Source organism: Novosphingobium organovorum, assembly GCF_022832435.1.
GTDB classification, from domain to species: Bacteria; Pseudomonadota; Alphaproteobacteria; order Sphingomonadales; family Sphingomonadaceae; genus Novosphingobium; species Novosphingobium organovorum.
On record NZ_JALHLF010000029.1, the window covers coordinates 18,361 to 42,510 of the forward strand.

15 protein-coding genes and 1 pseudogene are annotated in these 24,150 nt (G+C 67.2%); 13 read left to right on the forward strand and 3 right to left on the reverse strand.

Annotation, left to right across the window (positions count from 1 at the left end):
- The first annotated feature begins 113 nt into the window (after window positions 1-113).
- Entirely contained in the window at window positions 114-1,532 is a 1,419-nt protein-coding gene (locus MTR62_RS09440; RefSeq protein ID WP_244019702.1) for an N-succinylarginine dihydrolase, read from the forward strand.
- A 98-nt stretch (window positions 1,533-1,630) separates the two neighbouring features.
- Here the strand turns inward: MTR62_RS09440 and MTR62_RS09445 are convergent, their stop codons facing one another.
- The gene (locus tag MTR62_RS09445; protein ID WP_244019709.1) at window positions 1,631-4,822 is read right to left on the reverse strand and encodes a TonB-dependent receptor; all 3,192 of its coding nucleotides are present in this window, start codon (window positions 4,820-4,822) and stop codon (window positions 1,631-1,633) included.
- Window positions 4,823-5,043: 221 nt separating this feature from the next.
- On the opposite strand from MTR62_RS09445, the gene MTR62_RS09450 reads away from it, so the two are divergent.
- The 3 genes from MTR62_RS09450 (at window position 5,044) to MTR62_RS09460 (ending at window position 10,526) form a co-directional block, all read left to right on the forward strand.
- Complete coding sequence (locus tag MTR62_RS09450) at window positions 5,044-6,942, forward strand: rhamnogalacturonan lyase (protein WP_456152708.1); 1,899 nt, start codon at window positions 5,044-5,046, stop codon at window positions 6,940-6,942.
- Between the two features lie 102 nt (window positions 6,943-7,044).
- Window positions 7,045-9,819 (forward strand): exo-rhamnogalacturonan lyase family protein, encoded by a 2,775-nt coding sequence (locus tag MTR62_RS09455; protein WP_244019711.1) that lies wholly within the window; start codon window positions 7,045-7,047, stop codon window positions 9,817-9,819.
- Window positions 9,816-10,526, forward strand: a complete 711-nt coding sequence (locus MTR62_RS09460; RefSeq protein WP_244019713.1) for a DUF6250 domain-containing protein — start codon at window positions 9,816-9,818, stop codon at window positions 10,524-10,526. Before MTR62_RS09455 ends, MTR62_RS09460 begins: the two co-directional genes overlap by 4 nt.
- Window positions 10,527-10,560: 34 nt before the next feature.
- On the opposite strand, the gene MTR62_RS09465 is transcribed toward MTR62_RS09460, so the two are convergent.
- Window positions 10,561-11,568 (reverse strand): alpha/beta hydrolase, encoded by a 1,008-nt coding sequence (locus MTR62_RS09465; protein WP_244019715.1) that lies wholly within the window; start codon window positions 11,566-11,568, stop codon window positions 10,561-10,563.
- A 29-nt stretch (window positions 11,569-11,597) separates the two neighbouring features.
- Between MTR62_RS09465 and MTR62_RS09470 the strand changes: the two genes are divergently transcribed.
- From MTR62_RS09470 to MTR62_RS09505, 8 genes are all read left to right on the forward strand, one after another.
- Complete coding sequence (locus tag MTR62_RS09470) at window positions 11,598-12,635, forward strand: glycoside hydrolase family protein (protein ID WP_244019717.1); 1,038 nt, start codon at window positions 11,598-11,600, stop codon at window positions 12,633-12,635.
- The gene (locus tag MTR62_RS09475; RefSeq protein WP_244019725.1) at window positions 12,632-13,600 is read left to right on the forward strand and encodes a glycoside hydrolase family 43 protein; all 969 of its coding nucleotides are present in this window, start codon (window positions 12,632-12,634) and stop codon (window positions 13,598-13,600) included. The genes MTR62_RS09470 and MTR62_RS09475 overlap by 4 nt, the downstream gene beginning before the upstream one ends.
- A 368-nt stretch (window positions 13,601-13,968) precedes the next feature.
- A complete protein-coding gene (locus MTR62_RS09480; protein WP_244019727.1) occupies window positions 13,969-15,153 on the forward strand; it encodes a rhamnogalacturonan acetylesterase in 1,185 nt (394 codons plus the stop codon).
- Window positions 15,154-15,162: 9 nt separating this feature from the next.
- On the forward strand, window positions 15,163-16,683 hold the full coding sequence (locus tag MTR62_RS09485) for a rhamnogalacturonidase (RefSeq protein ID WP_244019729.1): 1,521 nt from the start codon (window positions 15,163-15,165) through the stop codon (window positions 16,681-16,683).
- 93 nt (window positions 16,684-16,776) lie between these two features.
- Entirely contained in the window at window positions 16,777-17,070 is a 294-nt protein-coding gene (locus MTR62_RS09490; protein ID WP_268739759.1) for an L-rhamnose mutarotase, read from the forward strand.
- A 7-nt stretch (window positions 17,071-17,077) separates the two neighbouring features.
- Complete coding sequence (locus tag MTR62_RS09495) at window positions 17,078-20,113, forward strand: glycoside hydrolase family 35 protein (protein WP_244019733.1); 3,036 nt, start codon at window positions 17,078-17,080, stop codon at window positions 20,111-20,113.
- Window positions 20,114-20,179: 66 nt separating this feature from the next.
- Complete coding sequence (gene bglB, locus MTR62_RS09500) at window positions 20,180-21,295, forward strand: beta-galactosidase BglB (RefSeq protein WP_244019744.1); 1,116 nt, start codon at window positions 20,180-20,182, stop codon at window positions 21,293-21,295.
- A 157-nt stretch (window positions 21,296-21,452) separates the two neighbouring features.
- Window positions 21,453-23,012 carry an MFS transporter gene (locus MTR62_RS09505; RefSeq protein ID WP_407672659.1) on the forward strand — a complete coding sequence of 520 codons (1,560 nt, stop codon included), beginning with the start codon at window positions 21,453-21,455 and terminating at the stop codon, window positions 23,010-23,012.
- A gap of 19 nt (window positions 23,013-23,031) precedes the next feature.
- Here MTR62_RS09505 and MTR62_RS09510 read toward each other — a convergent pair whose 3' ends face one another.
- Window positions 23,032-23,829, reverse strand: a complete 798-nt coding sequence (locus MTR62_RS09510; RefSeq protein ID WP_244019748.1) for an IclR family transcriptional regulator — start codon at window positions 23,827-23,829, stop codon at window positions 23,032-23,034.
- Between the two features lie 225 nt (window positions 23,830-24,054).
- On the opposite strand from MTR62_RS09510, the pseudogene MTR62_RS09515 reads away from it, so the two are divergent.
- Window positions 24,055-24,150: pseudogene (locus MTR62_RS09515) on the forward strand (5-dehydro-4-deoxy-D-glucuronate isomerase); the annotation flags it as partial.

Here is a 24,150-nt window from a genome sequence, read left to right on the forward strand (position 1 = left end):
TATTTTAGGGCTTTTTCGGCGCATTGAAATGAGGAAAAATAGCGTACCGGCGATGATATGGCCCAAGCCCATCCTTCGCCGTGACACCAACCGTAAGAGAGGCAGGAACGGCCATGGCCATGCGCGAAATCAACTTCGACGGACTGATCGGGCCGAGCCATAACTACGCGGGCCTGTCGCTTGGCAACAAGGCGTCGGCGCGCAACGCCGGGGCCACCTCGGCGCCGCGCGCAGCGGCCTTGCAGGGGCTGGGCAAGATGCGCCGGATGCTGGAACTGGGCCTGGCTCAGGGGCTGTTCCTGCCCCACGCCCGCCCCGCGACCGACTGGCTGCGCGCGCTCGGCTTTGCAGGCGACGATGATGCGGTGTGCCGCGCGGCATGGCAGGCCGAACCCGCGCTGGTGCGCAACGCGCTTTCGGCCTCGGCGATGTGGACCGCGAACGCGGCGACGGTCTCGCCCGCGCCCGACACGCACGATGGGCGCTGCCACTTCAGCGTCGCCAACCTGTCGACGATGCTGCACCGTTCGATCGAACCGGCCGAGACCGAGCGGCAGTTGCGCCTGGCCTTTGCCGACACCCGTTACTTCGCGGTCCACGCCGCGCTTCCGTCCGCGCTGGGCGACGAGGGCGCGGCGAATTTCATGCGGCTGGGCGCGCGCCACGACGCGCGCAGCCTCGAAGTGCTGGTCTATGGCGAGCGCGTCGTCGGTGGGGCCGGGGCTGGAGAGGGCGCGGATTTCCCGGCGCGCCAGCACCGCGCCGCCAGCGCGGCCCTGGCGCGGCGCCACGGCCTTGCCCAGGGCGACTTTGCGCTGGTGCAGCAGGCCGAGGCGGCAATCGCGGCCGGAGCCTTCCACAACGATGTCGTTGCCGTCGCCAACGAGAACGTGNTTGCCCAGGGCGACTTTGCGCTGGTGCAGCAGGCCGAGGCGGCAATCGCGGCCGGAGCCTTCCACAACGATGTCGTTGCCGTCGCCAACGAGAACGTGCTGTTCACCCACGAACAGGCCTTTGCGGATCGCGAAGGGCTTTACGCGCGGATCGCCGAGCGGGTGCCGGGCGCGGTGGTGATCGAGGCGCCCGCCGCGCGCGTGGGACTGGAGGCGGCGGTGCGTTCGTACCTGTTCAATTCGCAGCTCGTCACGCTGGACGATGGCGCGATGGCGCTGATCCTGCCGCGCGAGGCGCGCGAGACGCCGCAAGTCTGGGACTGGTTGCTCGAAGTGCAGGCCGCGGACAATCCGATCGCGCATCTCGAAGTGGTCGATGTGCGCGAATCCATGCGCAACGGCGGCGGCCCGGCGTGCCTGCGCCTGCGCGTGGCGGTGAGCGAAGACGCGCACGCGGCCATCGACCCGCGCTTCCTGCTGGATGATGCCGCGTGCGACCGGATCGAGGCGGTGATCGCGCGCCATTGGCCCGAGGCCATCGCGCCCGACGATCTGGGCGAGCCGGACTTGTGGGCGCAGTGCCGCACCGCGCGCGGCGCGCTGCTGGCGGCACTGGGCTTCGCACCGGGCGAGGTGTGATCGCACGCCATCGTCATTGCACGGAAAAACCCCGCCCGTTCGGTAACGGGCGGGGTTTTCGTTTCGGTACGGCGCCTCCTTCGGGGCCGCGCGCGGGGTCAGAGCTTCGCCTGGACGCCTACGAACATGCGCTGGCCTGGGTAGTACAGGTCGACCGGCATGTCGGCGTTGATGTAGGTCTTGGAGTATTCCTTGGTGATGTTCTGCATCTCGAAGAACACGTTGAAGTGGTAATCGGGGAAGCGCAGCGTGATCTTGCCGTCGAGGTAGCCCTCGCCCTTGCGATAGATCGGGTTGCCGCCATTGTTTGAATCGATGGCGGAAACCAGCCAGCTCGAGCGATAGTTGTAGCTCAGTCGGAAGTTCAGCCAGTCCTTGTCGTAGAAAATGCTGGCGTTGTAGGTGTATTTGGAAAGGCCAGGATATTCCTTCAGCGCCTCGCCGGTCGCATCGTTGGTGAGGTTGGTGCGAATGGCCCGTGCGTAGGTCATGTTGCCCGTCACGCCAAAGCCGTCGAAGGGCTTGGGCAGGAAGCTGAAGACCGTCTGGGCGCTGACTTCGATACCGTCGAGCAGGGCTCCCTGTCCGTTGATCGGCTGGCGCACGGTGTAGGTGTTGCCATCGTGGAAGAGGTCCACGTTGTCGCGCGTGACGTTGCCGATGACGAAGCTGCTTTCGTACTTCTTGTAGTAACCCAGGCTGAGCAGCGTGTCCGCGTTGGGGTACCAGCTCAGGTTCACTTCCCACTGGTCCGCGCGGTAGGGCTTGAGGTCGGGGTTGCCCGCCGAGCAAACATCGTCGGTGCCGGTGATCGTCTGGTCGTCCAGGCAGTTGATGTTGGGGACCAGGTCCGTCGGGCGCGGACGGGCCAGGTTCTTGGCGTAGTTGGCGCGCAGATAGAGGTTGTCGGCTAGCTCCAGGTTGGCGTTGAAGGCGGGCAGGAAATCGTCATAAGTGTTGGAAATCTCAGCCTCGGACGCGGAGATCGTGACCGTTTGCGTGCTGCCTGTGTCGGTAAAGCGGGTCACGCGGTTGACGTAGGTGCCAAGCCCTGCATCCTTGGTGTGGGTCCAGCGTAGCCCCGCGTTGCCGGTCAGGCGCATCCCGAAGACGGTAGTGTCCACATCGAGCATCGCATAGGCGGAGAAGATCGTCTCGGTGATCTTCGCCGAGGGGATCTGCGGGTAGCCGTCGGCGTAGCGTACCAGATCGTGGTTGAACCCCGACAGGTCGTAGTATTCCGAAAGCGCTTCGGCGTTGAAACTTGGGTAGGCGATACGCCCCGGGATCGAGGACGGTGCGCCCTTGAGCCCGGTAAACAGCGGCGCACCGCCGGTGGTCGAGGAAATCTGCGACAGCAACGACTGGTATTGCGCGGTGGTCAGGTAGTAGGTGTTGTTGACACGTGAGGCCGCCGGATCATCATCGATGATCGTGTTGTAGGAGACGTTGGCGTTCGATTGGTAGGTCCCGGTATCGGGATCGATCAGGCGCGAGCCGCCCGCGCCGTAGTTGAGGAACTTCTGGCGACGGGCCTGTGCGCCGAATTCGATCATGCTGATGATCGGGTGATCGATTTCCCAGTCGACGTCGAGTTTGAGCTGGTCTTCGCTGTTGTTGTACTCGGCCGGGCGGTACTGGATGGTCGGGCCATAGACGGGCAGCACGTTGCCACTGGCATCGGTCCGGGTGAAGTCGGAATAGACCGCCGGATCGCCCGCGTCGAAGTCGCTCGGGAACTGGAAGACCGGAATGCCCTGGGCGTTGTTGCGGTCGATGGTGATCCCCGCGACGCTGGTGCCAAAGGCGATCAAGTTGGTCTGCTGATCGGTATGGGCGCTGGCGTGGCTGCCCATGAAATCAACCTTGAAGCGGTTGACGTCCCAGGTGAAACCGCCTGAGAAATACTTCGAGTCCTGATCGTAGCTGAAGTCGCGGCGCTGTACGCCCACGATGTTCGCCGCACCGTTGTAGTTGGGCGAGGTGGCCGAACCGATGTTCACCGCGTTGAGCGCGGTGGTCATGCTGGTGACGACATGGTTGGCGTTGACCGTCGACGTGCCGAGCTGGACTTGCGGACGCGAGGTTGCCCCCGAGGCGTTGGTAGCCAGCGCGGGATCGAGGTTAAACCGCTCGATGCGCGTCAAATCGATCGAGTAGTTGACGTCTTGCAGCGTCTGGTTGCGCTTGTTGATCTGCATGTTGGCAAAGGCGCGCAAGTTGGGGGCGACTTGGTATTGCAGGGTAAGATCGCCCGAAATGCGCTGGTCGTGGCGGTTCCAACTGCGGTAGCGCGGCACGGTGGGCGCCCAGTCGAAGAACTGGGTTTCGCAGGCAAGGCGCGCGGCAGTCGCGGCCGAGGCGGTGGCGCCGGTGACGCCCGAGCAACTCTCGTAGGTGTCGTAGTCCGCATAGTTGGGGTCGGCGACAGTCTTCTCGCTCGAATGGTCGAAGTCGGCGAGGCGCTTCCAGTTGGTGTTCGAGATGTAGTCCTGGCGTGTGTCGACGTCGGAATAGGTGACGTTCACCAGAACACCCAGGCCGTCGATCAGGAACTTGGGAGTGCCGGCGACGAAAGTCACGCGCGGCTTCCAGGTCTGCGCGGTGTCGAGGTGTTGCTGGGAGATGACGCCGGTCAGCAGAGGCTTCTTCAGGTCGAGCGGCTTGCGCGTCTCGATGCGCACGGTGCCGCCGATGCCGCCTTCGGTCAGGTCGACCGAATAGCCCTTGTAGACGTCGATCGACTTGACCAGCTCGGTCGCCAGTTCACGAAAGTCCCCCGTGCGCGAGCCGGTCGCGCTGACCTGGCTGACGCCGTTGATCTCGACGCGGTTGAGGTCGGGCTCGACACCGCGGATCGAGACTTGCACGCCTTCGCCGAAGTCGCGGCTGAGCTGGACACCGGTGATGCGGGCCAGCGAATCGCCCACGTTCTTGTCGGGGAAGCTGGCGATGTCGTCGGCCACGATCGAATCGACCACGGTGTTCGCGTCACGCTTGCGGTTGATTGCCGATTGGAGCGAGGCGCGGGTGCCCACCACGACGATCTCGCGCGCTTCGGTGATGATCTTTTCGGCGGTTCGGTCTGTGATTTCGGCCGGCTCCTCCTTCTTCGGGGGCTGGCTCGACGCGGCGACGTCTTCACCCGTAGTTTGGGCGCCTGTGGTTTGGGCATTGGCGAGCGCCGGGAACAGCAGTGCCCCGGCAAGCGCCAGCAGCGATGCATTGCAAAATGCCCCGTTATTGCGCCAGATTAAACGCGTATTGATCGCACTTTCAATGGCCTGCATTTGCATAGCCGCTCCTCTCTCGTCCCTGTTGCTCTTCTATTCGCCGCGTTGTCGGCGCCTGATCGAATCAGTTTCTAGACCGACATTTATAAAACCGATATGTGGGATGCAATTCTATAATTTGGGTCATTGAGGGCGAGGTGAGCGAAAATGAAGAAATTCGCGCATTTGCGGGCAGCATTTTTTCCGGAACGTGTCTGCATGCGCCGCGAGACGTGTTGATGATGGCGGTCGCGGTGGTGGCCGCGCTGGCCGCTGCGGCCCCGCTCGAGGCTCGGCCGACGGCGGCCTGGAAGGCCGAAAAGCTGGGGCGTGGTGCAGTCGCGGTGCCGGCGCAGGGCGGTGGAATGCTGATTAGCTGGCGGGTGCTCGCGGACGATCCGGCCGATGCGCGTTTTTCCGTTTTGCGTAACGGGCGCCGGGTCCATCGCACGCGCGCTGGCGAGGCCAGTGCCTTTCGCGATGCCGCGGGAACCCCGCAGGACCACTACGCGGTGCAGCGCGAAGGCGGCGCAGGGGCACTGCAGCCCGCGATGGTCTGGCCAGCAGGCTATCTGTCGATCCCGCTTTCACCACCGCCCGGCGGGGTGACCGAGGCCGGGGAGCGCTACACCTACACCGCCAACGATGCGAGCGCAGGCGATCTCGATGGTGATGGCCAGTACGAGATCGTGCTCAAGTGGGACCCCACCAACAGCCACGACAACAGCCAGGCGGGTTATACCGGCGATGTCTATCTCGACGCCTATCGGCTCGACGGCACGCGGCTGTGGCGCATCGATCTTGGGCGCAACATCCGCGCGGGCGCGCATTACACGCAGTTTTTGGTTTACGATTTCGATGGCGATGGGCGCGCCGAAGTGGCGATGAAGACCGCCGACGGCACGGTTGACGGCACGGGGGCGGTGCTTGGCGATCCGGCGGCGGACTGGCGCAGCCACGGCGGCGAGGTGGCCCAGCGCGACCGCACCGGGGCACGGGTCAAGCCCGACGGCACGATGGTGGCGCCCATGGAGGGGCGTATCGTGCGGGGGCCGGAAACCCTCACCGTGTTCGACGGGGCGAGCGGCCGCGCGCTGGCCAGCGTGCCTTATGATCCGCCGCGCTATCCCGGCGGCAACCCGACGCCTGGGGAGCTCGCGCAGAGCTGGGGCGATGGCTACGCCAACCGCTCGGACCGTTTCCTCGCCGGGGTCGCCTATCTCGATGGGGTGCACCCGAGCATGGTCTTCGGGCGTGGCTACTACGCGCGCACCGCGCTTGCGGCGTGGGACTGGCGCGGGGGCAAGCTCACCGAGCGCTGGCTGTTCGACAGCGCGGCACCGGGCAACGCCGACTATGGCGGGCGCGGCAACCACCAGCTGGCTATCGCCGATGTCGACCACGACGGGCGCGACGAGGTGATCTACGGTTCGATGGCGATTGACGACGATGGTACCGGGTTGTGGACCCAGCCGCTCTACCACGGGGATGCGATGCACGTGGGCGATCTCGATCCGGCTCGGCCCGGATTGGAGAAATTCTCGGTGTTCGAGGAGACGGGGCATAACGGGCGCATCGGGTCTGCGCTGATGGACGCGGCGACCGGTGCGCTCCTGTGGCAAAAGTCCGCCGAGCGCGACACCGGACGCGGGCTCGCCGCGGACATCGACCCGCGCCATTACGGCGCCGAGTTCTGGGGCTCCAACTCGGATCGGCTGTTCGACGTTGCGGGAAAGGCTGTCGGTCCCGCGCCGCGTCCGACCAATTTCGCGATCTGGTGGGATGGCGATCTCCTGCGCGAACTGCTCGACGGCACGACGATTTCCAAATGGAACTGGGAGATCGGCAAGGGCGCGGCGCTGCTCGCACCAACTGGCCTTGCCTCGAACAATTCGACCAAGGCGACCCCGGCGCTTCAGGCCGATCTGCTGGGCGACTGGCGCGAGGAAGTGGTCTGGCGCAGCGCGGACAATCGCGAACTGCGCCTCTACACGACGCCCTGGTCCACCACGCACCGCTTTGTGACGCTCATGCAGGATCGGACCTATCGCCTCTCGATCGCCTGGCAGAACACCGCGTACAACCAGCCCCCGCATCCCGGCTTCTATATCGGGGCTGGTGCCGAGGGCGCCAAATAGACCATTAGACGGAGTTTTCGTGGGAGAGGTGGTTGACGGATGCAACCACTATATGAAATATCATCCCACATAAAGAAATTGAGGGTGCGAGAGAGGGTACCGATGAGCAAACTTGTCTGGAGCCGGCGCGAGCTGCTGGCAACCTCGGCGGTGGCCGGGTCCATGGCGCTGACCGCAGCGTCCGGCGTGGCGCGGGCGAAAGGCGAAACACACGGGGGGGCAGAGCCGCTGGGCTCCGGGCTCGACCCAGCTGACGATCTGGTCTGGCTCGACGGAACCGTACCTGCCGGACACGAAGGCCAGGCCTGGGGCCAGCCCTGGCCGCGCGGCACGCGCTATGAGAAGAAGGGCTATCATCTCGAAGGCACAGGCGGCGGGCGCGAGGCGGTGCAGACCTGGCCGCTGGCCTGGTGGCCTGATGGCTCGATCAAGTGGACCGGCCACGCGGTGCCCGCCGATGGCGCCCGGCTGTCAGGCCTGACGGTGCGGCCGGGCGGGGTGGGCGCGACGGCGACGCTGTCCTTGTCCGAAACGGGCGATGCGATCACCGTCACGGTGGGGCAAACGGTCTGGACGATCGGGCGCAGCGGCGAGGCGCTGATCCGCTCGGCGCGGGTTGGCGGGGCCGAGGTGCTTCAGCAGGTGCGTCTCGTCGCCAGCGCGCAGGACCGCCCGGACGATGAGGACGGCGCGCCCGTGCTGTCACGCTGGACCAGCGTCATCACCGGGGCCGAGGTCGAGCAGAAGGGCCCGATCCGCGCGGTGGTCAAGCTGGCGGGCAAGCACAGCGGCGCGGCGGGCGACTGGCTGCCGTTTTCGTTGCGGCTCTATTTTCACGCCGGATCGTCCTGTGTGCGCGTGGTCCATTCGATGATCTTCGAAGGCGATCCGGCCAAGCGCTACATTCGCGGGCTGGGGCTCGAAGGCGCGGTGCCGATGCGCGATGCGCTCCACGATCGCCACGTGCGTTTTGCGGGCGAAAACGGCGGGCTGTGGGGCGAGGCGGTGCGCCCGCTCACGGGCCTCAGGCGCGATCCGGGCGCGGCGTTCCGCGCGGCGCAAGTGGCGGGCGAGCCCGTGCCGCCGCTCGACCAGATGGCCGCCACGGTGCGCGACACGCTGCAATACATCCCCGCCTGGGGCGATTTTCGCCTGCGCCAGCCCAATTCGGATGGTTTTTCGATCATCAAGCGTACCGCGCCCGGCTTCGGCTGGATCGATGTCGATACCGCCGGGCGCAGTCCGGGGCTGGGCTACGTGGGCGGCGTTTCAGGCGGCGTTGCGTTCGGGATGCACGATTTCTGGCAGCGCTGCCCGGTCGGGCTCGACATTGCCGGGGCGGCTTCGGACATGGCGCGCTTCACGGTGTGGTACCACGCGCCCGATGCGCCCGCGATGGACATGCGCTTCTACCACGATGTTCTGGGCATGGAAGATTACGTCCACCAGAACCTCGGGCTCGACATTACCTACGAGGATTACGAGCCGGGCTGGGGCGATCCTTCGGGCATTGCGCGCACGAGTGAGTTTCGCCTCTGGGCCTTGCCCGCAACACCCAGCCGCGAACGACTGGCGACGATGGGCGAGGGGCTGGCCACTCCGCCGCGCCTCGTGCCCAATGTGGCGCGGGTGAAATCGGCCGGGATGTTCGCGCTGTGGGACCCGGTCGCTGCGGGCGGGGCGAAGCGCACCCAGATCGAGACCCGCGCGAAGCGCGAGCTCGATTTCTACGTCAGCCAGGTCGACGAGCGGCGCTGGTACGGCTTCTGGAACTACGGCGATGTCATGCACAGCTACGATAACGACCGGCACGTCTGGCGCTATGACATTGGCGGCTTTGCCTGGGACAATTCCGAACTCTCGAGCGACATGTGGCTGTGGTACGGCTTCCTGCGCACCGGCCGGGCCGACGTGTTCCGGCTGGCCGAGGCGATGACGCGCCACACCGGCGAGGTGGACGTCTATCATTCGGGCCGCTTCAAGGGATTGGGCACGCGCCACGGCGTGCAGCACTGGGCAGACAGTTCCAAGCAGCCGCGCATTTCCAACGCCGCCTACCGCCGCTTCTACTACTATCTCACCAGCGACGAGCGCTGCGGCGACCTGATGCGTGGGTGCCTGGAGGGTGACTACACGCTTCAGCACGTCGACATCGGGCGCAAGGTCATGCACCGCGAGGATGGCAGCAAGCCGCCCGCCGGGACCGGCGCGGTGGTCAACGAGGCGCCTTTGCCCGATGGCCAGATATTCCTCCAGTTCGGCACCAGCTGGGGCTCGCTGATCGCGGCCTGGCTGGCCGAGTGGGAGCGCACGGGCAATACCCGATGGCGCGACCGGATCGTCAACGGCATGCGCTCGATCGCGGCCTTTCCCAAGGGCTGGCTGGTGGGCGGCGCGAACTTCGACCTCAAGACCGGAACGTTCCTCGGCGCGGGCGACACGGTGAGCATGAGCCATCTCAACGGCGTGTTTGGCGTGTTCGAGATCACCGCCGAGCTGCTCGACCTGCTCGACGAGCCTGCCTACCGCGAGGTCTGGCTCGATTACTGCGAGCTCTACAACGCGCCCGAAGCCGAATTCCGGGCGCGCACCGGGGCCTCGGGCAAGGGCCGCGCCTTGACCCAGGCGCATTCGCGCTACACCGCCTATGCTGCGGTCGAGCGGGGCAAGCCCGAGCTGGCCCGGCGTGCCTGGGCCGAGTTCTTCGGATCGGGCGACCGCGAAGGGCGCGACCAGACGCGCGGCGGGCACCGGGTGGATGGCGCCGCCGTGCTCAAGCCGATCGACGAGATCACCGAAGTCTCCACCAATGACGCCGCGCAGTGGGGTATCGCGGCGACCGCCAATCTTGCACTGATCGGCGACAGTCTCGAATGAGGGCGCGCGCGGTTTCGCTGCTGCTCGCGCTTTCGCTGTCGGCTTGCATTCACCCGGCATCGCGGGGGGTGGGTCTGAGCGATCACTTCCGCCATGGCCTGACGGGCTGGAGCCTGGAGGCCGAAGCGGGCGCGGCGGCGCGGGTGCGGGCTGCGAACGGCGTGCTCGACATCGATACGCCCGAAGGGCTCTCGCTGTGGTGGAAGGCGCCGATCACGGGGCCTGTCACCATCACCTTCGAGGTCATGGCTGTACAGGACGGCGGCCCCAACGATGCGGTGAGCGATGTCAACGCCTTCTGGATGGCGCACGATCCGTCGGTCGTGTCAGGATCGCCGCTCGCGCATCCACGCAGCGGCGCCTTTGCCGATTACGACAGCCTGCAGACCTACTATGTTGGCATTGGCGGCAACCGCAACACCACCACCCGGCTGCGCCGTTATATCGGCCGCGCGGGCGATCGGCCGCTGCTGCCCGAAAACGATCGCAGCGACCCCGCGAGCCGGCTGGTGCCCAACCGATGGACGCGGGTGCGGCTGGTCGCGGATGGGCCCCGCATCGCGGTCGATTATGCGGGCAAGCGGTTGTTCGCGCTCGACGATGCGCAGCCCTATACGCGGGGCTGGTTCGCCTTTCGCACGACGAAGAGCCATCTGCGCATCCGCCACTTCCGGATCGCGCCGCGCGATGAACCCCACGGCGATTGAGCGGCGGGGAGCGCGATGCGCTCCCCGCCTGCCTTCAGGCGAAGTCCGAGGGGATCTTGAGCCCGTGCCGGCGGGCAAAGGCGGCAAAGCGGGTGAGCCACTCGCTCGCCCGGCCGTCCTTCTCGAACAGCGGCGCGCCGTGGCCGCCTTTCTCGATGATGTGCAGTTCGCTGGGGATGCCCGCCTTGCGGCAGCCCTCGAACATGCGGATCGAATTGGCGCAGTCGACCACGGTGTCGTCCGCCGCGTGGCCGAGCAGCACCGGCGGGGTGGTTGCCGGAACATCGCGCTGGAGCGAATATTTCTGCGACAGCGCCTCCGACGGCTCGGCGCCGAGCAGTTCGTGGCGCGACTGGCTGTGCGCGAGCGGGGGCTCCATGCTGACGACGGGGAAGAACATCCCTGCGACCACGGGCCTGGTATCCTGCGCATCGGCGGCGTCCTGCGGCGCGTAAGTTTTTACGTTCCAGCGCGTGGCGAGGCTGCCGCACAGGTGGCCTCCCGCCGAAAAGCCGATGACGCCCACGTTGGCGGGATCGATGCTCCATGTCGCGGCGTTGGCGCGGATCACCCGCATCGCGCGCTGGGCGTCTTGCAGCGGGGTATCGGGACCAGCCTCCCAACCGTCGTGCGCGAGCCGGTAGAGCAGTTCGAAGCAGGTCACCCCCTGGCTGGCGAACCAGCGCGAGATCGCCGAGGGCTTCATCCCCACCGCCACGCGCGCGTAACCGCCGCCCGGAATCATCAGCACCGCCGCGCCGGTGGGCTTGGCGGCGGGACACACGGTGAGTATCGGGGTTTCGATGCTGGTCCAGGCGTAATCGTCCGGGTTGCCCTTGTTGGTGCGCAGGATCCGCACGTCCTTGACCCCACCGGTCGGAGCGCCCGGCGCGGCGCCCGGCCAGATTGGAAAGCGCCGGGCGCCGGGAACGTCTGCCCCGAACGCCGCGGTGGAGGCCAGCCCCGCCACGGCCGGGGCCACGGCCAGCGCCGAGGTGAGGCCCGAAACCGAACCCAGGAACTGGCGGCGATCATGCGTCATTGTTTTCTCTCCCACTCGAAAGGTCTGTCATGATGAAAGCGGTTTTGCACGCGCGGCGCGCGATAGGGGCCGCGCTGCTGTTCGGCGCGAGCATCGCGGGCGCGCAAGGTGCAGCGGATGGCCCAGTGGCCCCCAAACCCCTCTATCGCGACCCGATCCACGACGGCGCGGCCGATCCCAGCACGGTCTACGATCCGGCGAGCGGCGAATGGGTGATGTTCTACACCAACCGCCGCGCGGACATCGCGGTGGACTCCCCTTCCGACGTGCGCTGGGTGCACGGTACGGCGATCGGCCTCGCCCGCTCCTCCGATGGTGTCCACTGGCGCTACGGCGGCACAGCGGCAATTCCGGCCGCGTGCACCGGGGCAACGCTGTGGGCGCCCGATGTCGAGCGGTTCGGGGGGCTGTGGCACATGTGGGTGAGCGTGGTCCCCGGCGTCTTTCGCGACTGGAACGCGCCGCGCTTCATCGTCCATCTGACCAGCCCGGACTTGCGCACCTGGACCTGCGGCGACCGGCTCGATCTGGGCTCGGACAAGGTGATCGATCCCAGCGTGGTGGCGCTGCCCGGCGGCGGCTACCGCCTGTTCTTCAACGACGAGCGCATGGGCAAGGCGATCCGCACCGCCGACAGCACCGATCTCGTCCACTGGCAGGTCAGGGACCGGCTGACCGACACGCCGGGCGAGGGGCCCAAGGCGTTCTTCTGGAAAGGCGCCTGGTGGCTGGTGTCTGACGCCTGGAAGGGCCTGCTCGTCCTGCGCTCGGCCGATGGCACGCACTGGAGCCGCCAGCCCGGCTATTTGCTGACCGAGCCCGGCACCGCGCCGACCGACCGCGCCAAGGGCCAGCATCCCGACGTGATCGTGGCGAAAGGGCGCGCCTATATTGTCTATTTCGTGCATCAGGACGGTGAGGATGAAGCAAAGGGCGATCCGGCCTGGGCGCGGCGCAGCGTGTTGCAGATCGCGGAATTGAGCGTGAAGGACGGGGTCCTCTCGGTCGATCGCAACGCGCCCGCGCACGTCGACCTGGCAATGCCCGCAAAGGAGAACGGGGAATGACGCTGGACCGACGTGGGGCCTGTCTGGCGTTGGGGGCCGCCGCGCTGGAAAGTTGCGCGAGCCTGCCAGGCGGGCGGGCCGAAGCCGAGGACGTCCTGTTGTTCGCCTACTTCTCGACCGGCAAGGGCGAGCGTGACGGGCTCAAGCTGGCAGTGAGCGAGGATGGCTTCGCCTTCCGCCCCTTGCGCGGGGGTGCGCCCGTGCTGGTTCCCCAGGTGGGCGAGGCGAAGCTCCTGCGCGATCCTTTCGTGTTCCGGGGCGAGGGGCGCGACGCGCCCTACCACGCGGTGTGGACGAGTGCCTGGGACGGCGTGACGATCGGCCACGCCACCACCCGCGATTTCGTGACCTGGACGCCCCAGCGCGCGCTGCCGGTGATGGCCGGTGTCGCCGGAACGCGCAATTGCTGGGCGCCCGAGGCGATCTACGACCCGGCCCGGCGGTGCACCGTCCTGTTCTGGTCGAGCACGGTCGAGGGGCGCTTTGCCGAGACGGCAGGCACGTCCGAAAACGGCTACAACCACCGTCTGTGGTACACCACGACCAGCGATTTCGAGGACTTTGCCGTGCCGCAAGTGCTTTACGATCCGGGCTTCAGCGTGATCGACGGGACCTTTGCCCGCGCGCCGGGCGGCGGGCTGTGGCTGGTGGTCAAGGACGAGACGGTGACGCCGCCGCGCAAGTGGCTGCGCGCGGCCTCGGCGGGTGGCCCGCTCGGCCCGTTCGCGCCGCTCGGAGCCCCGTTCTCGCCGGGCTGGGTCGAAGGGCCGATGACCGTGCGGCTGGGCGATGCTCTGGTGTGCTATTTCGACGTCTATCGCGATGGGCGCTGGGGCGCGGCGATAACCCGTGACATGGTTCGCTGGGAGGATGTCAGCGCGCGGTTGGACCTGCCGCAGGGCGCGCGGCATGGCTCGCTCGTGCGGGTCGGCCGTGCGCTGGTCGAACGGATCGAAGCTGCCTGAAAGGGCGGCCCCCGGTCGGAGGACACGGGGGCCGCCAGGACCGACATGGGAGGACCGTGCCGGGAACGTAAAAGACGCCGCAAAACGTGGCAACAGGGCCTGAAAAGCGAGGGGTTCCAACCTTCTCCCTAACCTTCTTCAAAAGGCTTCCGGTCGGGTCTCACTTGCCATGAAATCCCATATTGCGGAATGTAGTTCTACCATATACACCTTTTCTGAGAATTCCAGAGGCAAAATGGTAACGGCGCCGCTTCGCGTCCGAACCGTTCCGGACACCGTCACGGGAGAGGGAGAATGGGACCATGCGCGCACCACGGTGGACAGGCGTCAGGCGGTGGGTTTTGGAGCTGGGCGCCTTTGCAACCGCGATGATCGGGCAAGCCGCCCTTGGCGCGACGCCCGTTCGCGCGACGACACTCCGCGCGGCGCCGGACTGGCCGGTGACGATCGATCGCCCCGCCAGCCACGTGTCCGATGCGGGGCAGGGTGGTTTCGTGATCCATCTGCCCGTGCCCCAAGGCACCTACAAGGTGACGCTCACCCTTGGCGACGCGCGCCGACCCGGCCGCACGACCGTCAAGGTCGAGAGCCGCCGTCTGGCCCTTGCTGGCGTGGCGACGCGCGCGGGCGAACGCGTGACCCGATCGTTCCTCGTGGCGGTGCGTGATGCGCGCCTGCCCGCCGATCCCTCGGGCGCGCCCTTGCTGGCCGATCACGTCCTGCTCGATCCGGCCGAGGCCAAAAGCGCGGACTGGGATGACGGGCTGAGCCTGGAATTTCTCGGCATGCCGCAAGTCGCGCGTATCCGCATCGAACCGGCCGAGGCGCCCACGCTGTTTCTCGTCGGCGATTCGACCGTGGCCGATCAGGATGCCGAACCGTACGCGAGCTGGGGGCAGATGCTGCCCGCGATGCTTGACGACAAGGTCGTGGTGGCCAACCACGCCAAGTCGGGCGGGACGATGAAGTCCTTCATCGCGCAGTTGCGCCTTTCCAAGGTCCTCGCGCAGGCGCGCGCCGGAGACTGGCTGTTCATCCAGTTCGCGCACAACGACCAGAAAACCGCCTGGCCGCTGACCTACGTTTCGCCCGACGGCACCTATCCCGCCTACTTGCGCGTGTTCATTGCCGAAGCGCGCGCGCGTGGGATGCACCCGGTGCTGGTCGCCTCGCCCGAGCGGCGCAATTTCGATGCGACCGGGCGGATCACGGACACGCTTGGCGCTTACGCCCAAGCCGCGCGCCGGGTCGCGCGCGCGGAGCAGGTCCCGCTGATCGACCTCAACGCCGACAGCGTGACGATCATGGAGGCGCTCGGCCCCGAGCGGGCGGCGCGGGCCTTTGCGCAGAACGGCGCGGACCGCACGCATACCGACAATTACGGCGCCTGGCTGATGGCCGCCGCCGTCGCCCGGCAGGTGCGCGCGAAGGTCCCCGCGCTCGCCGGGCACGTGACGCTCGGCGCCTTCGACCCCGCCCACCCGCCTTTGCCCGAGGCCGTTGCCATCGCGCCCAGCCTGACACAGGCCACCGGGAAGCCGGCGGGCAACTGAGTGGCCGGGATGGTGCGACGGACCTTTGCGGCAGGCGCCGCGCTGCTCCTGTCCGGCCGCGCGCTGGCCGTCGTCCACGCGCGCCGCGTGCTCGACGTGCGCATGGCGGGGGCGCGCGGCGATGGCCGCACGCTCGATACCGCAGCGTTCAACCGCGCGATGGCCGATCTGGAGCGAAGCGGCGGAGGCACCTTGCGCGTGCCCGCCGGACGCTATCTGTGTTTCTCGATCCGGCTGCGGTCGAACCTGCGGATCGTGTTCGAGCCGGGCGCGGTGCTCGTCGCGGCCGATCCGGCGCTCCACGCCGGGGCCTACGATGCGCCCGAACCCGCCGAGGGGCTCTATCAGGACTTCGGCCATAGCCACTGGCGCAATTCGCTGCTGTGGGGGGAGGAGGTCGACAATCTCGTGATCGAGGGACCGGGCCGGATCGAGGGCGATGGCCTGACCCGCAATGGCCCCGGTGCGCGCTGGAGCGCGGGCCCGGGCGAGAGGCCGTTGTCGATGGCCGCGATGAGCGCCGAGGCGATCGCGCGGCTCGAACCCGAACGGGCCGCGATGAACGGGCTTGGCAACAAGGCGCTGGCGCTGCGCGGCGGGCGGGGCGTGCGCGTTTCGGGCCTCACCATTGCGCGCGGCGGGCACATGGCGATCCTGGCGACGGGAACCCGCGCGCTGGTGCTCGAAAACCTTGTCATCGATACCGAGCGCGACGGCATCGACCTTGATGGCGTGCGCGATGCGCTGGTACGCGACTGCCGGGTCAACACGCCCAACGACGATGCCATCGTGGTCAAGGCCAGTCTTGCGCTGGGGCGCCCTGTCGCCAGCGAAAACGTGGTCATTCGCGGTTGCCAGGTCTCGGGCTTCGATTTGGGGACGCTGCTCGACGGCACCTTCGGGCGCAGCCAGCGGCTCGCGCCCGACCGGGATCGGGTGACCGGGCGGATCAAGCTCGGGACCGAGAGCAACGGCGCCTTTCGCAACGTGCTGATCGAGGATTGCCGTTTCCTCCATTGCCGGGGCCTCGCGCTCGAAACCGTGGACGGGGCGGTGATGGAAAATGTCGTCGCGCGCCGGCTGGTCATGGAGGGGGTGACGAGCGCGCCGGTCTTCGTGCGGCTGGGGCGGCGGCTACGCGGCCCTGCGGGCACCGCGCCGGGCGCGGTGCGGGGTGTCTCGATCGGTGAGATTACCGCGCGCGGGATCGAAACGCCTTTGCCGGTGATCCTGGCCGGGCTGGCCGAGCGCGCCATCGGATCGGTTCACCTTCACGCCATCGACCTGACGTTTGACGGGGGAGGGGAGGCCTTCACCGGAACCGTTCCCGATCGCGCCGAGGCCTATCCCGAGCCCTCGATGTTCGGCGTCTTGCCCGCCTGGGGGCTGTGGGCCCGCCATGTGGAGCGCCTCCACATCGAGGACTTTGTCGCGCGCACGCTCCGCCACGACGCGCGCGCGCCGATGGTTCTGGAAAACGTGGCCGACCCGCGTCTTTCGGGCGTGCATTTCGACAACGCAGGCCATTGACGCCCCGGTCGGATCGAGCTACCAAATATCGGTATTAGTATCCACATAATGGAACATTGGGAGTTGGACGGCGTGGCGCTCAGAGCCTTCAGGATGCAGTTGAAGCCGGGAAACGTGGAGGAATACCGCGCGCGCCATGACGCGATCTGGCCCGAGCTTTCCCAGCTGCTCCACGAATCGGGTGTGCGCGACTACGCGATCTTCCTCGACGAGGAGAGCCTGGCGCTCTTCGCGGTGATGCACCCGACGCCCGACGCCGCGCTGTCCGCCTTGCCCGATCATCCGGTCATGCGCCGCTGGTGGGACTGGATGGCGCCGCTGATGGAGGTCGAGCCGGACAACCGTCCGCGCGAATGGCCGCTTCCCCTGCTGTTCCACATGGACTGAGCCTGCGATGCGCCGTTCGATCCTCTCGCTCGCCTGTCTTGCCAGTGCGCTCGTCCCGCTGACGCCGCGCGCGCAGGTGGCCCACGCGCTGCCCGACACGCAGGCGCCGGTGCGCACGTTCGGGCGGGTGTCGTTCGACGCGCGCTCGCTGATGATCGACGGCAAGCGCCAGGTCATCTGGTCGGGCGAGTTCCACCCCTTTCGCCTGCCCAGTCCCGATCTGTGGCGCGACGTGCTGCAGAAGATGAAGGCGAGCGGGTTCAACACCGTCGCGTTCTATTTCGACTGGGGCTACCACTCGCCCAAGCCCGGCGTGTACGATTTTTCGGGCGTGCGCGACATCGACCGGCTGCTGACGATGGCCGAGGAAGAGGGGCTTTACGTCATCACCCGCGCGGGGCCTTACGTGAACGCCGAATTGTCGCGCGGGGGCTTTCCCGGCTGGCTGGTCAACCAGCGTGCGCGTGCGCGCACCGATGATCCCGAATACCTTGCCGCCGCCGACGCGTGGCTGGACAGGGTCAACGCGATCATCGCGCGCCACCAGATCAACGGCGATGGCAAGGGCCATTCGGGCACCGTCATCCTCCACCAGATCGAGAACGAGCTGGCGCTCACCACCCCGGTCCAGCGCCGCTACATGGATCATCTCTACCAGCGCGCGCGGGCCGACGGGATCACCGTGCCGATCTTCCACAACGATCAGGGCCGCAACGGCTTCTGGGTGCCCGAAACCTCGTCCGTGGCGCATGTCGTCCACGGTCCGAACGATCTTTACGCTTTCGACGGTTATCCCGGCGGAACCTGCACCGTGGGCGGCCAGCCGACCAAGGGTTCGCCGGCTCCCGACTGGGGCTTCTATGGACCGGGCGGCGACCGGGGCGGGGCTTCGGCCTCGCCCCAAACGCCGGGGTTCCTGGCCGAATTCGGCGGGGGCTGGTTCGATTACTGGGGCTCGAACGGGGGCTATGATTGCAACGCGATCCAGCGCGGCAAGCGCTACCAGCGTGTGTTCTACGGCACGAACCTGGCCAACGGGATCGGCATCCAGAGTTTCTACATGACCTATGGGGGGACCAGCTGGGGCTGGTTGCCTGCGCCAGTGGTGTTCACCAGCTACGATTACGGCGCGGCCATTTCCGAGGCCCGCAACCTGCGCGACAAGGCGCTCGAGATGAAGCAGCTGGGCGGGCTGATCGCTTCCTTCCCCGATCTGGCGGGCATGGTCCCGGCGGGTGAGCCGCAGATTTCGGACGCCGACGTTCAGGTCTACCACAACCGTAATCCTGAAAGCGACGCGCGCTTCCTGATGGTGACGCACAAGCCCTCCAACGGGCGGGGCGACGATGTGTTCACCGTCACCGCGAACCTGCCCGACGGGCGCTACACGCTGCCGCTCGAACTCCACGGGTTCGATGCCAAGTGGCTGATCGCGGGCGCGGACCTTGGCCGGCAGCGGCTGGTCTATGCCACTAGCGAGTTGCAGAGCGTCTCGAAGCTGGCGGGGGGCGGCGACCTTGTGCTGCTCTACGGGCGCGCCGGAGAGCCGGGCCAGAGCGTGCTGCGCTATACCAGCGCGCCCAGGGTTGAGGTGCTCGAGGGGGCGCTCGATCGCCAGTCCTTCGACCCCGCGCGCGGCGATCTCACGCTGGCCTACCATCACAAGGCGCGCAGCGTGGTGCGCATCAGCGGGGGCGGGCGCGCGCCGCTCGTCCTGATCCTCGCCGACGAGGCCGAGGGCGAGCGCTATAGCCGCATCGATACCGCAGCGGGCGTCGCGCTCGTGCGCGGGCCCGAACTGGTGCGCTCGGCGCGTCTTTCGGGCTCGCGGCTGGCGCTCAGCGGCGATACCGATGCTGTGAGCCCGCTCGAAGTCTGGGCGCCGGGCACGGTGGGCTCGCTCCGCTGGAACGGGCAGGGCGTGCGCACGGTAAAGGGGATCGCGGGCAGTCTGCGGGCCGTCACCGATCTTGAAGGGCCGCGTCCGATCGCCTTGCCCGCGCTTACGCAGTGGCGCAGCAAGGCGGGATCGCCCGAGGCCGCGCCCGCCTTTGACGACAGCGGCTGGAAAGCCGTCGGCAGCCGGCGCGGGGCGAGCAACACCCCGCGTCCCGACGGGCAGCCCGACATGACCATGGACGCCTATGGCTTTCACGAGGGCGACGTGTGGTATCGCGGTCGCTTTACCGGCGGCGAGGCGGCCAGGAGCCTGACGCTGGCCTATGGCGCGGGCGGGGCGGGGCTGGTCCAGCTCTGGCTCGACGGGCGCTTCGTGGGCGAGGATGAGACTCCCGGCGGACTGCCGCGCCCGATCACGCTGGGCATGAAGACGTTCACGCTTCCCGCTGAGGCGCAGGCGCCGGGCGAGCATGTCCTGGCGGTCATGGTCCGCTCGAACGGGCACAACTGGGACCTTGGCGCGGACGATTTCCACAAGGAGGCGCGCGGTCTGATCTCGGCCTCGCTCGAAGCACCGGGTGGCCCCAGCTTCGCGGTGCCGGTGCGCTGGACCATCCAGGGCGCACGGGGCGGAGAGGATCTGCCCGACCCGGCGCGCGGCGTGATGAACAACGGCGGCCTTTATGGCGAGCGGATGGGCTGGCACCTGCCCGGTTTCGACGATGCGGGATGGGCCCAAACGCCCGTCCCGGCGGGCGAGGCCCGGCCCGGCACCACCTGGTATCGCACCCGCTTCACGCTCGCCGTGCCGCCGGGCGAGGATGCGACGGTCGGGGTGTCGATCGGCGATCCCAAGACCCCGCGTTCGCCCGGCCGCTACCGCGTGCTGCTCTTCGTCAACGGCTGGAACATGGGCCAGTTCATCGCCCACGTTGGCCCGCAGCGCACTTTCCCGATCCCCGAGGGCATCCTCGATCACCACGGCGCCAACACGCTGGCGCTCGCCGTCACCTCGGACGGCGCGCCTGGCGATGCGCTGGAATCCGTGCGTCTCGTCACCTTGCGCAACAGCCGGGGCGGCATCCCGGTACGCCGGGTCGATGCGCCGCGAACCCTTTCGTCCTTACCCGGCGCGCAGCCATGACGCGCGCCGTCCTTCCCGTTCAAAGCGCCCCGGCGTTCAGACCTTACGTTTATCAGGAGACCTTGATTGGCCGCCCTCACGCATGACATTCCGCGCGCGGATGTGACCCGCACCATCGCCCGGCTGATGGACAACCTCGTCAACATCACGGACGATACCGGTGAATTCCTGCTGCGTCTCGACGATGGCCGGGTGATCGACACAAAGGGCTGGGCCGGGTGGGAATGGACCCACGGGGTGGGCCTGTTCGGCATGTGGCGCTATTTCGAGCAGACCGGCGATGAAACCGCGCTGGGCATCATTCGCCAGTGGTTCGCCGACCGCTTTGCCGAAGGCACGCCGACCAAGAACATCAACACGGTCGCCCCGTTCATCACGCTGGCCTACCTCTACGAGCTGGAGGGCGATCCCTCCTACATCCCCTATCTCGATACCTGGGCCGAATGGCTGATGGCGCCCGATGGCCTGCCCAAGACCGAGGAGGGCGGCTTCCAGCACATCGTCTACAACGATGAAAACCCCGGCGAGCTGTGGGACGACACGCTGATGATGAGCGTGCTGCCGCTCGCCAAGATCGGCCTGCTGCTCGACCGTGCGCACTACGTCGAGGAGGCCAAGCGCCAGTTCCTCGTCCACATCAAGTACCTTGCCGATCGCAAGACCGGCTTGTGGTTCCACGGCTGGGACTTCACCGGGCGGCACAACTTCGCCGAGGCGCTGTGGGCGCGCGGCAATTGCTGGGTGACGATCGCCATCCCCGAGATCATCGAGCTGCTCGACCTCGCACCGGGCGATGCCTTTCGCAGCTTCCTGATCGATACGCTCGAGGCGCAGGTGAAGGCGCTGGCCGCGATGCAGGACGCGGAGAGCGGCCTGTGGCACACGCTGCTCGACGATCCGACCAGCTACCTCGAAGCTTCGGCGGCGGCGGGTTTTGCCTATGGTATCCTCAAGGGCGTGCGCAAGGGCTACCTGCCGCGCCATTACGAGGCGGTGGGCATCAAGGCGGTGCGCGGCGTGCTTGCCAATATCGACGATGCGGGCGAGCTGCAGCAGGTCAGCTTCGGCACCGCGATGGGCGATACCAAGCAGTTCTACAAGGACATCGCGCTCACCTCGATGCCTTATGGCCAGAGCCTCGCGATCTGCGCGCTGGCCGAGTTCCTGCGGACCTACATCTAGGCAGGATCGCGCGCTCTTTTCGTGAGCGCGCGATCCCGGCAATTGCATTCGGAGTAAAGCGCCGACAAATACTCCGACATAAAAAGACAAACCGGCAAGGCGCACCAGCCACGAAGTGCGCCCCGGCCCCCTGATTTGGAAGAAGAGGATCGAGCCTGTGGTGACACGAGCCAGTAAACCTGCGCGCAAAGTGCGTCTGCCCAACTTCCTGGCCTATGGCTCGAACGATGTTCTGGGCGCGGGCTCTATGGCGGTCATCTCGGGCTGGGTGCTGATCTTCTACACCCAGTTCTGCGGACTTTCGGCGGGCGAGGCGGCGACGATCTTTGCCGTCGCACGGGTGCTTGACGCCTTCGCCTCGCCGATGATCGGCTATATCTCGGACAATTTCGGGGGAACCTGGCTCGGGCGGCGCTTCGGACGGCGGCGCTTCTTCATCCTTGCCGCGATCCCGCTCCTGCCCAGCTTCGGTCTGATGTGGCTGCCGGGGCAGGACTTCTGGTTCTACCTCGTGACTTACGTGCTGTTCGAACTGGTCTATGCGATGGAGATCATCCCGTTCGAGACGCTGGCCGCCGAAATGGCGAGCGATTACGGCACCAAGGCGCGGTTCGCCGGATGGCGCATCCTGTTCGGTCAGGCTTCGGCGATCCTTGCCGGGTTCCTGCCGCTCTGGCTCATCAACGCGCTGGGGCGCGACAGCGCGGACACGTTCTTCTACATGGGGCTGATCTTCGCAGGCCTGTTCATGGTGACGGCGGGGATGCTTTACCTGTTCAGCTGGGAGCGGCACATGCCCGGCGGCGTGCCTGCACCGGTGCGCGCGCGCGGTGCGGCGGGCCCGCTCGAGGCGCTGAAGGCGCTCTACCGCAACCTGTTCTCGACCATGCGCATCCGCGCCTTCCGGCTGCACCTGGGGATGTATCTGGGCGGCTACATCAGCCAGGACGTGTTCAACGCGGCCTTCACCTTCTTCGTGATCTTCGCGCTGGCGGGATCGACCGCGTTCGCCTCCGAGCTTCTGGGCACGATGTACATCGTCCAGTTCGTCGCGGTGATCCTGGCGATCAACCTTGCGCTGCGCACCGCGCCCAGCCACGCCTACCAGATCGCGGCGGCCTCCTTCGCGGCGGGCGCGCTGACGCTGGTGGGGCTGTGGGCGCTGGGGCTCGAGGCGGGCAGCCAGGCGATCTGGGCGCCGATCGTCCTTGCGGGCCTGGGGCGCGGCGCGCTCAACTACATTCCCTGGGCGACCTACAACTACATGGCCGACGTCGACGAAATCGTCACCGGCACGCGGCGCGAGGGCAGCTTTGCAGGCGTGATGACCTTCGTGCGCAAGGCGACACAGGCGGTGGCTGTTGCAGGCGTGGGCTTCATCATGCAGGCGGGCGGCTTCGTGTCGGGGGCCGAGGTCCAGAGCCACGGTGCGATCCTCACCATCACGCTCCTGCTCGGGGTGGGGACTGTGGGGATGCTGGTGTTCGGGGTGCTGGTTTCGCTGCGTTTCCGGCTCTCGCCGGCCACGCACGCCACGCTCATGGCCGAGATCGAACACTTGCGCGCCGGTGCGCGCACCCCGTCGAGCGCCGAGGCGGGCGCAGTCGTCGAAGACCTGTCGGGCTGGCGTTACGAGCAGCTGTGGGGCCGCAATCCGATCGTCGTGCGTGAGACCCAAGCCGCGGCGAGCGTCTCCCTCGCCCGTTCCGAACGCTGAGGAGCCGTTGGCGCGGCGATCAGGCTTTCGCCGCGCGGTAGCCGACCGCCTCGCTGATCTTGCCCGCGGTGCGCACGATCGCCTCGACCAGCTGTTCGACGATGTCGTCGGTCAGGTAGTGCGCCGCGCTGGCGATCGAGAGCGCGATGCAGATCTGGCGCCGCGCGTCGCGCACCGGGGCCGCGATCGAACGCACGCCGTCGCCGATCTCGCTATCGTGGACCACATAGCCGCGTTCGCGATGCGCCTTCATCTGCTCGACATAGGCCTTGACCTGCGCCGCGCTCGCGGTGCCCGCCTTGGCCTGGCGGTAGAGTTCGGCCCAGGTTTCCTCGCTCTCGTCGAGCAGCAGCGCCTTGCCAAGACCCGTTTCCGCGATCAGGCGGCGGTCTCCGGGAGCCGTCGCCACGCGCAGCCGCTGGCGGCCGGTGACCCGGTCGAGGTGGCGCGACCAGTCGCCCTCGCGCTTGCCCACGAAGACGCAGAAGCCGGTCTCCTCGGACAGCTCTTCCATGAACGGGCGCGCGATGCGCACATAGTCGATCTGCTCGGTCGCCATCACGCCCAGTTCGAGCAGCTTGGGGCCGAGCCCGAAACCTTCGCTGGTGACCGAAAGATAGCCGCGCGTCTTGAGCGCCTGCACCAGCCGGTGCGCGGTGGTCTTGCTCATGCCCAGTTTGCGCGCCAGATCGGCGGCGCGGATCGGACCGTCGATCACCTGGTCGAGAATGTCGAGCGCGCGCATCAGTGTCTGCGCGCCCTTCACCTCCACTTCGCCGCGATCTTCGCGGACCTTGTCGTCTCGAACGCTTGCCATTGTCCTGCCTTGCCGGGAGTGGTCCACTTTATGGGACGCATCTCCATCTATCCCATATTGCTGTAGGGCATCGCGCGCGCGGGTCAACCGGCCACGAAGGTCGGTCGGGCGGGAAAAGACACCGTTCCGGCCCTTGTCACGGAGTCCACAATGTGCAAACCAGTCCCACTATAAGGATCATGTGAGTCCGCTGCCGTGGACCCGACCGACTTGAGAGGAAGACCCATGTTCTGCAAGACCTACCACGCGACGCATCCGGATATGATGGAGGGTGTCTCGAACGAGGCGCTGCGCGATCGGTATCTGGTGACGGGGATGTTC